The organism is Luteimonas padinae, assembly GCF_014652935.1.
Lineage (GTDB): Bacteria > Pseudomonadota > Gammaproteobacteria > Xanthomonadales > Xanthomonadaceae > Luteimonas > Luteimonas padinae.
Window position 1 is genome coordinate 31,943 of the sequence record NZ_BMZT01000004.1, and the last position, 11,998, is coordinate 43,940.

Annotated in this window: 13 protein-coding genes; 7 read left to right on the forward strand and 6 right to left on the reverse strand. The window is 73.9% G+C overall.

The annotated features are described in order from the left end of the window. The first annotated feature begins 77 nt into the window (after nt 1-77). The 3 genes from IE168_RS05315 to IE168_RS05325 all read left to right on the forward strand — a co-directional run bounded on the left by IE168_RS05315 (nt 78) and on the right by IE168_RS05325 (nt 2,887). Nucleotides 78-734: a TetR/AcrR family transcriptional regulator gene (locus IE168_RS05315; RefSeq protein ID WP_189495960.1), complete on the forward strand. Its 657-nt coding sequence runs from the start codon at nt 78-80 to the stop codon at nt 732-734. 129 nt (nt 735-863) lie between these two features. Next, nucleotides 864-1,517, forward strand: coding sequence for a protein-L-isoaspartate O-methyltransferase family protein (locus IE168_RS05320; RefSeq protein WP_189495962.1), 654 nt, complete (start codon nt 864-866; stop codon nt 1,515-1,517). Nucleotides 1,518-1,540: 23 nt separating this feature from the next. Next, the gene (locus IE168_RS05325; RefSeq protein WP_189495964.1) at nt 1,541-2,887 is read left to right on the forward strand and encodes a TolC family outer membrane protein; all 1,347 of its coding nucleotides are present in this window, start codon (nt 1,541-1,543) and stop codon (nt 2,885-2,887) included. A 27-nt stretch (nt 2,888-2,914) separates the two neighbouring features. Here IE168_RS05325 and waaA read toward each other — a convergent pair whose 3' ends face one another. Next, nucleotides 2,915-4,219: a lipid IV(A) 3-deoxy-D-manno-octulosonic acid transferase gene (gene waaA / locus IE168_RS05330; protein WP_189495966.1), complete on the reverse strand. Its 1,305-nt coding sequence runs from the start codon at nt 4,217-4,219 to the stop codon at nt 2,915-2,917. A 68-nt stretch (nt 4,220-4,287) separates the two neighbouring features. Between waaA and lpxL the strand changes: the two genes are divergently transcribed. Then, complete coding sequence (gene lpxL, locus IE168_RS05335; RefSeq protein WP_189495968.1) at nt 4,288-5,193, forward strand: LpxL/LpxP family Kdo(2)-lipid IV(A) lauroyl/palmitoleoyl acyltransferase; 906 nt, start codon at nt 4,288-4,290, stop codon at nt 5,191-5,193. Here the strand turns inward: lpxL and IE168_RS05340 are convergent. From IE168_RS05340 to IE168_RS05360, 5 genes are all read right to left on the reverse strand, one after another. Continuing rightward, nucleotides 5,187-6,542 carry an O-antigen ligase family protein gene (locus IE168_RS05340; RefSeq protein ID WP_189495970.1) on the reverse strand — a complete coding sequence of 452 codons (1,356 nt, stop codon included), beginning with the start codon at nt 6,540-6,542 and terminating at the stop codon, nt 5,187-5,189. The two genes, lpxL and IE168_RS05340, sit on opposite strands and share 7 nt — an antisense overlap. Then, nucleotides 6,526-7,653 (reverse strand): glycosyltransferase, encoded by a 1,128-nt coding sequence (locus IE168_RS05345; protein WP_189495972.1) that lies wholly within the window; start codon nt 7,651-7,653, stop codon nt 6,526-6,528. Before IE168_RS05345 ends, IE168_RS05340 begins: the two co-directional genes overlap by 17 nt. 25 nt (nt 7,654-7,678) lie before the next feature. Continuing rightward, nucleotides 7,679-7,873, reverse strand: a complete 195-nt coding sequence (locus IE168_RS05350) for a zinc-finger domain-containing protein (protein ID WP_189495975.1) — start codon at nt 7,871-7,873, stop codon at nt 7,679-7,681. 78 nt (nt 7,874-7,951) lie between these two features. Then, on the reverse strand, nt 7,952-8,782 hold the full coding sequence (locus tag IE168_RS05355) for a cupin domain-containing protein (protein WP_189495977.1): 831 nt from the start codon (nt 8,780-8,782) through the stop codon (nt 7,952-7,954). A gap of 2 nt (nt 8,783-8,784) precedes the next feature. Then, entirely contained in the window at nt 8,785-9,534 is a 750-nt protein-coding gene (locus IE168_RS05360) for a malonic semialdehyde reductase (protein WP_268245193.1), read from the reverse strand. On the opposite strand from IE168_RS05360, the gene IE168_RS05365 reads away from it, so the two are divergent. The 3 genes from IE168_RS05365 to IE168_RS05375 all read left to right on the forward strand — a co-directional run bounded on the left by IE168_RS05365 (nt 9,457) and on the right by IE168_RS05375 (nt 11,996). Next, nucleotides 9,457-10,452 (forward strand): mitochondrial fission ELM1 family protein, encoded by a 996-nt coding sequence (locus IE168_RS05365; RefSeq protein WP_189495981.1) that lies wholly within the window; start codon nt 9,457-9,459, stop codon nt 10,450-10,452. The two genes, IE168_RS05360 and IE168_RS05365, sit on opposite strands and share 78 nt — an antisense overlap. Before the next feature lie 86 nt (nt 10,453-10,538). Further along, nucleotides 10,539-11,024 carry an Mpo1 family 2-hydroxy fatty acid dioxygenase gene (locus IE168_RS05370; protein WP_189495983.1) on the forward strand — a complete coding sequence of 162 codons (486 nt, stop codon included), beginning with the start codon at nt 10,539-10,541 and terminating at the stop codon, nt 11,022-11,024. Nucleotides 11,025-11,108: 84 nt separating this feature from the next. After that, the gene (locus IE168_RS05375; protein WP_189495985.1) at nt 11,109-11,996 is read left to right on the forward strand and encodes a DMT family transporter; all 888 of its coding nucleotides are present in this window, start codon (nt 11,109-11,111) and stop codon (nt 11,994-11,996) included. Nucleotides 11,997-11,998: the final 2 nt, after the last annotated feature.

Below are 11,998 nucleotides of genomic sequence, written 5' to 3' on the forward strand. Positions count from 1 at the left end.
CTGGTCCGCAGTCCGCGGCACGTCGCCCGGGCGCGAATGCTATAGTTACAGAACTACACGGTCCAGTATTGATGCCGATGTCCACAGCCAGCGCCCCCCAGGCCAGCCAGCGTCCCGCCCCGGGCCGTCCGAAGGACCTCGCCAAGCGCGCGGCGATCCTGGAGGCCGCGGAGTCGCTGTTCCTGGAGCACGGCTTCGAAGGCGTCAGCATGGACCAGATCGCGGCCCGCGCCGGCGTGTCCAAGCTCACCGTCTACAGCCATTTCGGCGACAAGGACGCGCTGTTCTTCGACGCCGTCGAGCACTACTGCGACAGGCAGGTGCCGACCACGCTGTTCACGCCCTCGCCGCAGCAGCCGCTTCGCGAACGCCTGGCCGGCATCGCCCGCGCGGTGTACGCGCTCATGGCATCGCCCGAGGCGGTGGCCGGCTTCCGCCTGATGTGCGCCTCGCTGCGCGCCGACAGTGCGCTCGCGGACCGCTTCTGGGCCGCGGGCCCGGGCCACCTGCAGGCCGGCTTCGCCGCGCTGCTCGCCCGGCGCACCGCCGCCGGCGAACTCGCCGTCGACGACCCCGTGCGCGCGTCCGCCCAGTTCTTCGCCCTGCTCCGCGGCGACCTCCATCCGCGCCTGGTGATGGGCTGCGATGCGCTGGCCGGCTTCGACATGGACGCCCACGTCGAGGCCACGGTCGACGTCTTCCTGCGCGCCTACGCCGCGCGCCAGGGCACCTGAACGACCGCCAGCCGGCCCGGTGACTTCCGGCACTCAATGCCGCGCGCCGCCGGCGGCGATGCTGTCCCGGCCAATCCCGCCGATTCGACGTAAAATGGCCGGTCACCCGATCAGCCAGGCTCCAACACCATGACCCTCGATTTCGCCAAAGCCCGTGAAGCCATGGTCGAGCAGCAGGTCCGCCCCTGGGACGTGCTCGACCCGCGCGTGCTCAACGTGCTCCTGCGCCTGCCGCGCGAGGCCTACGTGCCCGAGGCGCACCGCGCGCTGGCCTATGCCGACATCGCGCTGCCGCTGGCGCACGGCGAGTCGATGATGAAGCCGGTGGTGGAAGGGCGCGTGCTGCAGGCACTGGCGCTGGACGGCAGCGAGGACGTGCTCGACATCGGCACCGGCAGCGGCTTCCTCGCCGCCTGCCTCGGCCGCCTGGCGCGCTCGGTGACGTCGATCGAACGCCACGCGGAGCTGGCCGCGCAGGCCCAGGCGACGCTGCTCGCGCAGGGCGCCACCAACGTCTCGGTCGCGCACGCCGATGCCTTCACCTGGGAACCGGGCCGGCAGTTCGACGCCATCGTCGTCGGTGGCGCGGTGGATGCCGTTCCCGAGCGCTTCCTGGGCTGGCTGCGCCCGGGCGGCCGCCTGTTCGCGGTCCGCGGCCGCGCACCCGCGATGGAGGCCGTGCTGGTGCACGCCGACGTCAACGGCCCGCGCATCGAATCGTTGTTCGAAACCGACCTCGCCTACCTGGCGGGCGCGGAGCCGGCCCCGGCATTCGCGCTCTGACCGCCCCTACAAGGACTCCCCCGATGATCCGTCGCCCCCTCGCACTCGCGCTCCTCCTCGCCCTGCCCGCCGCGGCTTCGGCCGAAGACCTGCTGCAGACCTACGAGCTGGCGCGCAACAGCGACACGCAGCTGGCGATCTCGGAGTCCAACCGCGACATCTCGCGCGAAGGCCGGGTGCAGGCGCGCGCCGCGCTGCTGCCGCAGATCAACGGCAGCGCGTCGCTGAGCCGCAGCTACTCCGCCGGCGTCGACGGCGACGCCCGCCGCCGCAGCGTCGGCGTCGACCTCAGCCAGACGGTGTTCGACCTCGGCGCGATCTCCAACCTGCGCGCGCAGCAGGACCTCGATGTCGCCGCCGGCTTCGACCTCGACGCCGCCAACCACGAGCTGATCACCCGTACCTCGGCCGCCTACTTCAACGTGCTGGTGGCGATCGAGACGGTCGCCGCCGCCGAGGCCGCCGAGGCCGCGCTGCAGAAGCAGTTCGACTTCGCCGACAAGCGCCTGGAGGTCGGCCTGGCGCCGATCACCGACGTGCACGAGGCCCGCGCCCAGTACGACGCCGCGCGCGCCAACACCATCCTGTCGCGCAACGCGCTCGAGGACGCCTACCAGGCGCTGGCCGAGATCACCGGCCGCCCGGTGCGCACGCTGCGCGCGCTGCCCGAAGGCTTCCAGCCCGAAGCCCCCGAGGGCGACGGCCTCGAGCGCTGGCTGGCCACGGCGATGGAGAACAATCCTTCGCTGCGCGCCGCCGAATACGCGCTGCGCGCGTCCGAGCACAGCGTGACCACCGCGCGCGCCGGCCACTTGCCGCGGCTGACGCTGGGCGCGGGCTATGACAATGGCGCGGCCTGGGGCGACCTCGGCCCGGGCGGCGTTGGCGGCACGTCCACCGGCGAGGGCCACAGCGTCGGCCTGACCCTGACCGTGCCGATCTTCGCCGGCGGCGCGACCCAGTCACAGGTCCGCCAGGCGCTCTCGCGCCGCGACATTTCCCAGCAGCAGCTCGAGCAGTCGCGCCGCGCGCTGGACCGCAACACCCGCAATGCCTACCAGACTGTCGTCGCCGGCGTGGCCGAGATCGAGGCCCGCCGCCAGGCGCTGGTCTCCGCGCGCAGCGCCTACGAGGCCTCGCAGGTCGGCCTGGAAGTCGGCACCCGCACCGTGGTCGACGTGCTGATCAACCAGCAGAACCTGTTCAACGCCGAACAGCAGTACGCGTTGGCGCGCTACAACTTCCTGCAGAACCGCCTGCTGCTGGCGCAGGCCGCCGGCACCCTGGGCATCGACGACGTGCAGGAGATCAACCGCCTGCTCACCGTCGAGGCCGCCACGCCGGACACGCAGGCGACCACCGGCGGCTGAGGCCGCGGGCGGTCCCGATGCACCACCTCACGCCGGGGGCAACTCCGGCGTGATCATGTCCAGGGTCAGCGCGAGCGCGCCGCGCCCTTCCTTCACCAGCCGCAGGCCCTCGGCCACCATCGCGGCGCGCGCGTCATCGTCGCCCAGCAGGGCCTCCAGCTCCGCCGCCACCGCGTCCGCGTCCGCGCCGATGCGCAGCGCGCCGGCCTCGTCCATGCGCTGCGCGATGTCGGCGAAGTTGTGCAGCTGCGGCCCGGTGACGACCGCCACGCCCAGCGCCGCCGGCTCGAGCAGGTTGTGCCCGCCCACCGGCTGCAGGCTGCCGCCGACGAAGGCGACTTCGGCGCAGGCGTAGAAGTGCACCAGCTCGCCCAGGGTGTCGATCACGAAGACGTCGTCCTCGCCGTCGGGCCACTGCGTCAGCTGGCGCGTGGCCACGCGCCAGCCGGCCTCGACGCAGGCCTGGGCCACCGGGCGGAAGCGCTCGGGATGCCGCGGCGCCCACAGCAGCAGCAGGTCCGGCCAGCGCGCGCGCAGCCGCCGATGCATGGCGATCACCGCGGCCTCCTCGTCGGGATGCGTGCTGGCCGCGATCCAGGCCCGGCGGCCGCCGCTGTGGGCGGCGAAGGCGGCCGCGGTGCGGCGCGCGGTTTCATCGACGCGGATGTCGAACTTCAGGTTGCCCAGCACCGAGACCGCGTCCGGACGCGCGCCCAGCTGCACGAAGCGCCCGGCGTCGGCCTCCGACTGCGCCGCCACCCGCGACAGCGTGCGCAGCGCGCGCCCCACCAGCGGACGCAGCGCGCGGTAGCCGCGCAGTGAACGCTCGGACAGCCGCGCGTTGACCAGGTAGGCCGGCACGCCGTGGTCGCGGCAGCAGAACAGCAGGTTGGGCCAGAGCTCGGTCTCCAGCACCAGCGCCAGCCGCGGGCGGAAGTGCGCGAGGAAGCGGCGCACCGCGCCGGAGAGGTCGTAGGGCAGGTAGACGTGCTCGACGCGCTCGCCCCACAGCGCGCGCACGCGCGCCGAACCGGTCGGGGTGATGGTGGTGACGAGCAGGCGCAAGTCCGGGCGCAGGTCGAGCAGCGCATTGACCAGCGGCGCCGCGGCGTTGACCTCGCCGACCGAGACCGCGTGCACCCAGATGCAGCCGTCCAGCGGCGGCGTGCGGTAGGCGGCGTAGCGCTCGCCCCAGCGCTCGAGGTACTCGGCCTGCCGGAAGCCCCGCCAGATCAGGTGATAGACGGTGACGGGCACCAGCACGTACAGCACGGCCGAGTACAGGCCGCGCAGCAGGCGTTCGACGGCGCGGTTCCGGGGGGCGGCCTCCATGCGGCAAGGATAGCGAAGCCGTCGCGGCCGCGGGCGGACCCCCGGGCGCGTCCCGGTAGAATCGACGCATGACCGCAACCGTCGACAGACCCCCGCTGGGTCCGCGGCACTGGCCGACCTGGATCGGGATCGGCGCGATGGCGCTGCTGGCGCGCCTGCCGTGGCCGCTGCAGCGCGTGCTCGGCCGCGCGCTCGGGCGCCTGCTCCAGCGAGTGCTGCCGGCGCGCCGCCGGGTGGCCGCACGCAACCTCGAGCTCTGCTTCCCGCACCTCGACGCGGCCGCGCGCGACGCACTGCTGCGCGAGCACTTCGCCGCGATCGGCATCGGCCTGTTCGAGTTCGCGCGCGCCTGGTGGGGCTCGATCGCGCCCCTGCGCGAAGGCCTGGTGGTGGAAGGCCTCGAACACATGGAAGCCGCGCGTGCCGGCGGCCGCGGGGTGATCGTGGTCAGCGGCCACTTTACCACGCTCGAAGCCTGCGGCCGGCTGATGTGCGACCACGTGCCGCTGGCCGGCATGTACCGTCCGCACGCGCAGCCGGCCATGGAATGGGCGGTGCGCCGCGGGCGCCTGCGCTATGCCGCGGCGATGTTCCCCAAGCAGGACCTGCGCGGCTCGGTGCGCCACCTCAAGCGCGGCGGGCTGCTGTGGTACGCGCCCGACCAGGATCCCAGCCGCGGCGACAGCGTGTTCGTGCCGTTCTTCGGCCAGCCCGCGCACAGCCTGACCTCGACCCACCAGCTGGCGCGGATGTCGGGCGCGGCGGTGATGTTCTTCCAGCATGCGCGGCGCGCGGACGGCGGCTACACACTGAAGCTGTTCCCGGCCAGCGAAGGCTATCCCTCGCGCGATGCCACCGCCGATACCGCCGAAGTCATGGCCGCGATCGAAACGATGGCGCGCGCGGCGCCGGAGCAGTACCTCTGGATCCACCGCCGCTTCAAGCGGCAGCCGGACGGCGGCTCCGCCTACTGAGCGGCCGGCATGCCGGCACGGTCCGTCGGCGCCTGGCCCGCGCGCGCCAGCAGGCTGCCCGCGTACAGCGCGGCCAGCATCAGGGTCAGCGCGCCCCAGAAGGTGGAGTAGAACGCGAGGTGGGTGTTGAGCGGGAACACCGTCACCAGCAGCGCGAGCATCGCCGGCCGCGCGCGTTCACGGGCGGCGTTGCCCGCATAGCGCCAGGCGCGCACGGCCAGCGCCACGCCGGACAGCCACAGCAGCAGGCCCAGGACGCCGGTTTCGCTCAGCACTTCGAGCACGATCTGGTGCGCGTGCAGCGCCGGGCCCTCGCCCCAGACCGCCACCGTCGCGGGATCCGGGTCGCAGGCGGGAAACGCCTCGCGGAAGCCGCGCGCGCCGACGCCGTTGACCGGATGTTCGCGCACCATGCACAGCGCCGCGTCCCAGATCCGCGCGCGGCCCGAGAGCGCGGCGTCGACGCCGGTGGCGCTGGCCTGGAAGGCCAGGGTGGTGCGCTCGAAGCGGGTGCGCACCTCGGGCGACGTGATCGCGATCGCCAGCGTCACCAGCGCCCCGGCCGTGAACACCGCCAGCAGCCGCCGCCAGCCGAGCAGGCGCCAGCCCGACAGCAGCAGCACCAGGCCGTAGGTCAGCCACGAGGCGCGCGAGCCGGCGAACACGATCACTACCCCGATCGCCGCCGCGGCGACCACCCAGCCGGCCGTGCCCCAGCGCCGCCCGGCGGCGTACAGCGCGAACGGCGACAGGCTCGCCAGCACCACGCCGAGCTTCAGATTGCAGGGTCCCAGCACGCCGCCGAGGCGGTCGGCATGCGCGACCTGGCCGAGGTCGCACATCGGCCGGTCGCTGATGGCCTGCTTGATGGCGTCGATGCCGCGGAACAGCGGGCTGGTGTCGAACACCACTTCGACCAGGGCATCCAGCGTCCACAGGCCGATGATCACCGCCAGCCCGGTGAAGGTCAGCCGCCGCCCGCGGTCGTCGGCGACGGCGATCGCCACCAGCCAGAGGAAGGGCAGGTAGCGCAGGTCGACCGCGGCCTCGCGCAGCGCGCGCCCCGCATCGACCGATCCGATCGACGACAGCAGTTCGGGCAGCCAGTAGGCGAAGAACAGCACGCTGGTGAGCGCCCAGGCCGGGCCGCTGAGCAGCTGCGCGCCGCCGCGGAAGCGACTGCCGACAAGCTTGATGATCGCCGCGAGCGCCCCGAGCACCACGATGCCCTCGGCATAGCCAGGCGCCGGCCACAGGGCGACGAAGGCCAGCACCCAGTGCGGGGCCCAGCGCCAGCCGGTGGTGAGGCTCCCGTTGGCGGGAAGGACGGCGTCAGCGGAGTTCGTCATAGACCGAAAGCGTGGCGTCCTGCATGGACCGGAGCGTGTAGCGGAGGGGCAGCGCTGGAATCGTAGCCGCTGCGGCCGCATCGCGCGCGAGCAGCGCGTGCGCGCCAGCACGCAGCGCCGCCGCGTCGAAGGCGGGGATCGCACCGGCCGGCTGCAGCTCGCGCAGCAGTTCGCCCACGCCGCCGTGGTCCCAGCCCAGCACCGGCCGACCGGTGGACAGCGCCTCGACCACAGTGCGGCCGAAGGCCTCGGGCTTGCGCGAGAGCTGCAGCACCAGGTCGCTGGCGGCATACGCGGCGGCGATGGCGGACGTGGGCGGCGTTATCGCCACCGCGTCCTCGAGACCCAGTTCGCGCGCACGCGCCTCGAGTTCACCGACGTAGGCCGCACGCGCGGGATCACGGGCGCCGGGCATCCACAGGCGCGCGTCGAGGCCGTCGGCGCGCAGCGCGGACAGCAGGTCCAGCGCGTCGGCGTGGCCCTTGAGCCGGGTACCGCGGCCCGGCAGCAGCAGCAGGGGGCCGTCCCCGCCCAGTCGCGGATCCGCGGCGGCGGCCGCGGCGCGGGCGGCGCGATCGGGCAGCGGTGCCCGCGGGAACGCCGCCGGATCGATGCCGCGCGGGATCACGCGCAGGCGCGCCGGGTCGGTCCGCGGGTAATGGCGCAGGACGTAGCCGCGCACGGTGTCGGACACGCAGACCACGCGCTCGCCGCGAACCATGACCTGGCTGTAGCGCGAGGGCGAGTTGAGGCCGTGCACGGTGGTGACGAAGCGCGGGCGCGCCGCGGCCGGCAGTCCACGCAGCGCGCGCCAGCCGATCCACGCCGGCAGGCGCGAGCGCGCGTGCACGATGTCCACGCCCTGCTCCGCCAACAGCCGCCGCAGCGGGCGTACCAGGCCGAGGGTGGCCAGGGACTTGCGGCCGATGTCGAGCGCGACGTGCTCCGCGCCGGCGTCCAGCAGCGCGGGCAGCAGCCGGCCGCCCGCGGACACCACCAGCGCGCGGTGCCCCGCCGCCACCAGGGCCGCGGACACTTCCAGGGTGGAGCGTTCGACGCCGCCCGACTCCAGGGCCGGGAGCAGCTGCAGGACGGTCAGCGGCCGGGGCACGTGCCGGCGGCGCGCGCAACCGCGCTCAGTCGACCAGGACGAAGTGGCTGCCGCAGTACGGGCAAGCGGACTGGCCGCCCTCGCTCTCGATGGGCAGGTAGACGCGCGGATGCGAGTTCCACAGCGCCATCGACGGCAGCGGGCAGCTCAGCGGCAGGTCGGCGCGGCGCACCTCGTACTGCTTCTGGGCGTTGGCGGGCTGCGGCTGGGCGGTGGACATCGTGCGTAACCAGGGCTGCGGGGACCGGCACAGTTTAGCCTGCCGCGGCCCTGCCGGCCCGGATCAGGCCGACACGGATCAGGCCGGCATTGTCAGGAGCAGGAGACTCGCGGGGCCGGAGCCGAACGCAGCGACGGACACCGGCGCGCCGGCGTCGCCTGCCAGCCAGCCGACGCCATCGCCGGCGGCCAGCGGCATGCCGGATCCGGCCGCCGCCAACACGACCGCTTCGCCCTCGAGCACTTCCAGCCAGCAGCGGCCGGCCTCGCCCGGCGCAAGCGACAGGCACAAGCCGGGTTCGAGCCGGGCGGCCAGCACCTGCGCACGCTGGCGCAGGGGCAATGGGTCGCCATCGCTCACGGGTGCAGCCGGGCCTGCCGGATCTGCCGACACGACCCTGGCGGCGGCCGCGGCCCCATCCGCGAGCAGCGTCCAGCCCGCCGCGGCCCCAACGCAGGACCCGGCCTCCACGTCGCCGCCGCCCCGGCGGTTCGCCACCGCAGGCGGCGCATTGACCCGGTCCGGCAGCAGCCAGAGCTCGACCAGGCGCAGGGGCGCGGTGGCCGAGGCATTGGCCAGCCTCGCGCCGAGGCCATGCCCCGCGCCGATCCAGAGCAGGTCCCCGGCATCGACGCGGTGGCGCCCGGAATCGCCGCAATCGGCGTCGAGCGCGCCCGAGATCACCAGCAGGAAGCGCTCCACGTTCGCGACCCGGCCCTCGTCGCGCACCGCACCGGGCGCCCAGTCCTGGCGCGACAGCACGCGCAGCGCGCCCCAACCCATCCACGCGCGGTCGATCGCGCCGCCACGCGAGAAGGCTTCGACGGCGACGATGCCGCCGTCGGCGGACCGTGCGCGTGCGGCGGCCGGCCGCAGCCGCGGCCCGCCCGGGTCCGCCTGGCCGTCCACGCTCATTCGATGCGCGCGGCCTCGTCGAACGACAGCCGCGGCGAGCGCGGGAACAGCTGCGCCGGGTCGCCGTGGCCGAGGTTGACCAGGATGTTGGAGCGGATCGAGGTGCCGGCGAAGAACGCGGCGTCCACCATCGCGTTGTCGAAGCCGCTCATCGGTCCGCAGTCCAGTCCCAGCGCACGCGCGGCCAGGATCAGGTAGGCGCCCTGCATGCTCGAGCCGCGCAGGCCCACGCGCTCCAGGCGCGCCTGGTCCGAACCGGCGAACCAGGAGCGCGCGTCGGTGTGCGGGAACAGCACCGGCAGCTTGTCGTAGAAGGCCAGGTCATGGCCGACGATCACCGTCACCGGCGCGGCCAGGGTCTTGTCGCGGTTGCCGTCGCTCAGCGCCGGCGCCAGCTTCGCCTTGGCCTCGGGCGAACGCACGAACACGAAGCGGGCCGGGCAGGAATTCGCCTCGGTCGGGCCGAACTTCAGCAGGTCGTACAGGGCGCGCAGGGTGGCGTCGTCGACTTCGCCACCGATGGCGTTGTGGGTGCGGGCTTCGCGGAACAGGCGGGCGAGCGTGGCGTCGGGCAGCGCTTCGGGCATCGGGATCCTCGTGGTTCGGTGCAGGCAGGACGCCAGTGTAGAGTCCCGGCGGAGATTCCACCCAGCCCACGGCCCGCACGCATGGTGTCGACTCCCGCAGATGGCGACGCGCCGCGCACGCTGGCGCTGAGCGATGGCCGCGCCGGAAACGCGCGCCAGGCGCTGGCGCTCGCGCGCGCGCTCGTGCCCATGGCCGACGAGCACGTGCTCGTGCCGAAGGCGCCGTGGCGATGGCTGGCGCCGCGCCGGTGCCCGGGCGACGCCCATGCCTTCGGCCCGGGATTCGCGGGCCTGCTGGCGGCGCCGCCGGCGCTCGCGGTCGGCTGCGGACGCCAGGCGGCTCTGGCCACGCGGCTGCTGCGCGGGCGTGGCGCGCGCGTGGTGCAGGTGCTCGATCCGCGGCTGCCGGCGCGGCACTGGGACCTTGTCGTCGCGCCGGAGCACGACGGCCTCGCCGGCGACAACGTGATCACGCTCGCCGGCAGCCTGCATCCGGTCGACGACGCATGGCTGGCGCAGGCGCGGGCGGCGTTCCCGGAGTTCGCCGCGCTGCCGTCGCCGCGGATCGCGGTGCTGGTGGGCGGCCCGAGCGGCCGCGCCGGTTTCGAGGTCGCGGATTTCGATGCGCTGATGGCCGACGTCGCCGGCATGGCCGCACGCGACGGCGGCAGCCTGATGCTGGTGGCCTCGCGGCGCACGCCGGACGCCGTGCGGGCGGCGCTGCGCACCTGGGCGGCGCCCGGCGTTCCGGTGCGCGCCTGGGCGGAGGCCGGCGACGGCCCCAACCCCTACGCCGGCATGCTGGCCTGGGCCGACCGCATCGCCTGCACCGCAGACTCGGTCAACATGCTGTCTGAAGCCTGCGCCACCCGCGCACCGGTCTTCGTGCACCGTCCCGGCGCGATGCGCGGCCGGCCGCGGCGCTTCGTCGACGCGCTGCTGGCGCGCGGCCGCGTGCGTCCGCTGGAGGCCGACGCCGCGCCATTCGACGCCGCCCCGCTGCGCGAGACCGCGCGCGTGGCCGCCGAGGTCCGCCGCCGCCTCGGCCTGCCTGCCCCCGGCACCACCGCACCGTAGGCGCGCAGCCAGGCGGCGGCCGCCGCGTCGCGGACGGGCCGTGGATTGCCCTATGCTCGAAGCAGGCAGCGACCGGGGACCCGACCATGTCAGCAAGCGGACACGCAGACCGTCCGATCGACCGCTGGTTCGCCAGCTATTCCGACGACCACCGCAACCCGACCAACCAGGCCATCCACGTGTTCGCGGTGCCCGCGATCCTGTGGAGCGTCATCGCCCTGCTGTGGTGCATCCCGGCGCCGGGCACGTTGTTCAGGCCGGGCATCTGGGCGGCGCTGCCGATGTTCGCGGCGTGGCTGTTCTACCAGCGCGGCTCGCGCGTGCTCGGCACCGGCATGCTGCTGGTGTTCGCGGCGCTGTCGGCGCTGACCTGGTGGCTGTTCGAAGCGCTCGGCCGGGGCGGCCTGCTGAAGCTCGCCATCGCGGTGTTCGTGGTCGCCTGGATCGCGCAGTTCGTCGGCCACAAGCTCGAGGGCCGCAAGCCCAGCTTCCTCACCGACCTCGTCTACCTGCTGGTCGGCCCCGCCTGGGTGCTGGCCAAGCTCTACCGCCGGCTCGGCCTGCGCTGGTAGCCGGGCGCCGCCTGAAACGCAGCGTCGCGGCGCGAATGCCCATGCGCGGCTCGAAACCACCTTCGGCGCGGGCGACAATGGCGCATGTCGCCCCGTGACCTCTTCCTGATCCTCGCCGTGTGCACGGCCTGGGCGGGGAACTTCCTGTTCTCCGCCTACGCCCTGCTCGAGATCCCGGCCTTCCTGTACACGGCGCTGCGCATGGCGATCGTGGCGCTGGTGCTGGCCCCGTTCCTCAAGCCGGTGCGCCGGGAGCAATGGCCGCGCTTTTTCGCGGTGGCGCTGTGCATGAACGTGCTGCATTTCGGCCTCAGCTTCTGGGCGCTGCGGCTGGCCGGCGAACTGTCCGCGGTCGCTGTGGTCATGCAGAGCTACGTGCCGATGTCGGCGCTGCTGGCCTGGCTGGTGCTCGGCGAGCGCTTCGCATGGCGCACCGGCACCGCGATCGCGGCAAGCTTCCTCGGCGTGCTGGTGATCGGGTTCGACCCGTCGATCGTCGACAGGCCGGCGGCGATGCTGGCGATGCTCGCCTCGGCCGCGTTCCTGGCGCTGGGCACGGTGATGATGCGGCGCCTGGGCGGGATCGGGCTGGTCACCCAGCAGGGCTGGAGCGCGCTGATCGCGGTGTTGCCGCTGCTGGCGATCAGCCTCGTCTTCGAGCCCGGCTCGCTGGCCACGCTGGCCGACGCCAGCCCGCGCGCCTGGATCGGCGTGTCGTACTCGGCGCTGGTCGCATCGCTGCTCGGCCACGGCGTGTACTTCCTGCTGCTGCAGCGCCACCCCGTGGCCCAGCTGACGCCCTGGCTGCTGCTGACGCCGCTGCTGGCAGTGGCCCTGGGCATCGTGTTCTGGGGCGACGAGCCCGGTCCGCAGCTGTGGATCGGCGGTGCGCTGGTGCTGGGCGGCGTGGCGACGATCGCGCTGCGCGCGATGGCCAAGGCGCGCCCGTTGCCGCCTGCGCGCGATATCTGAGC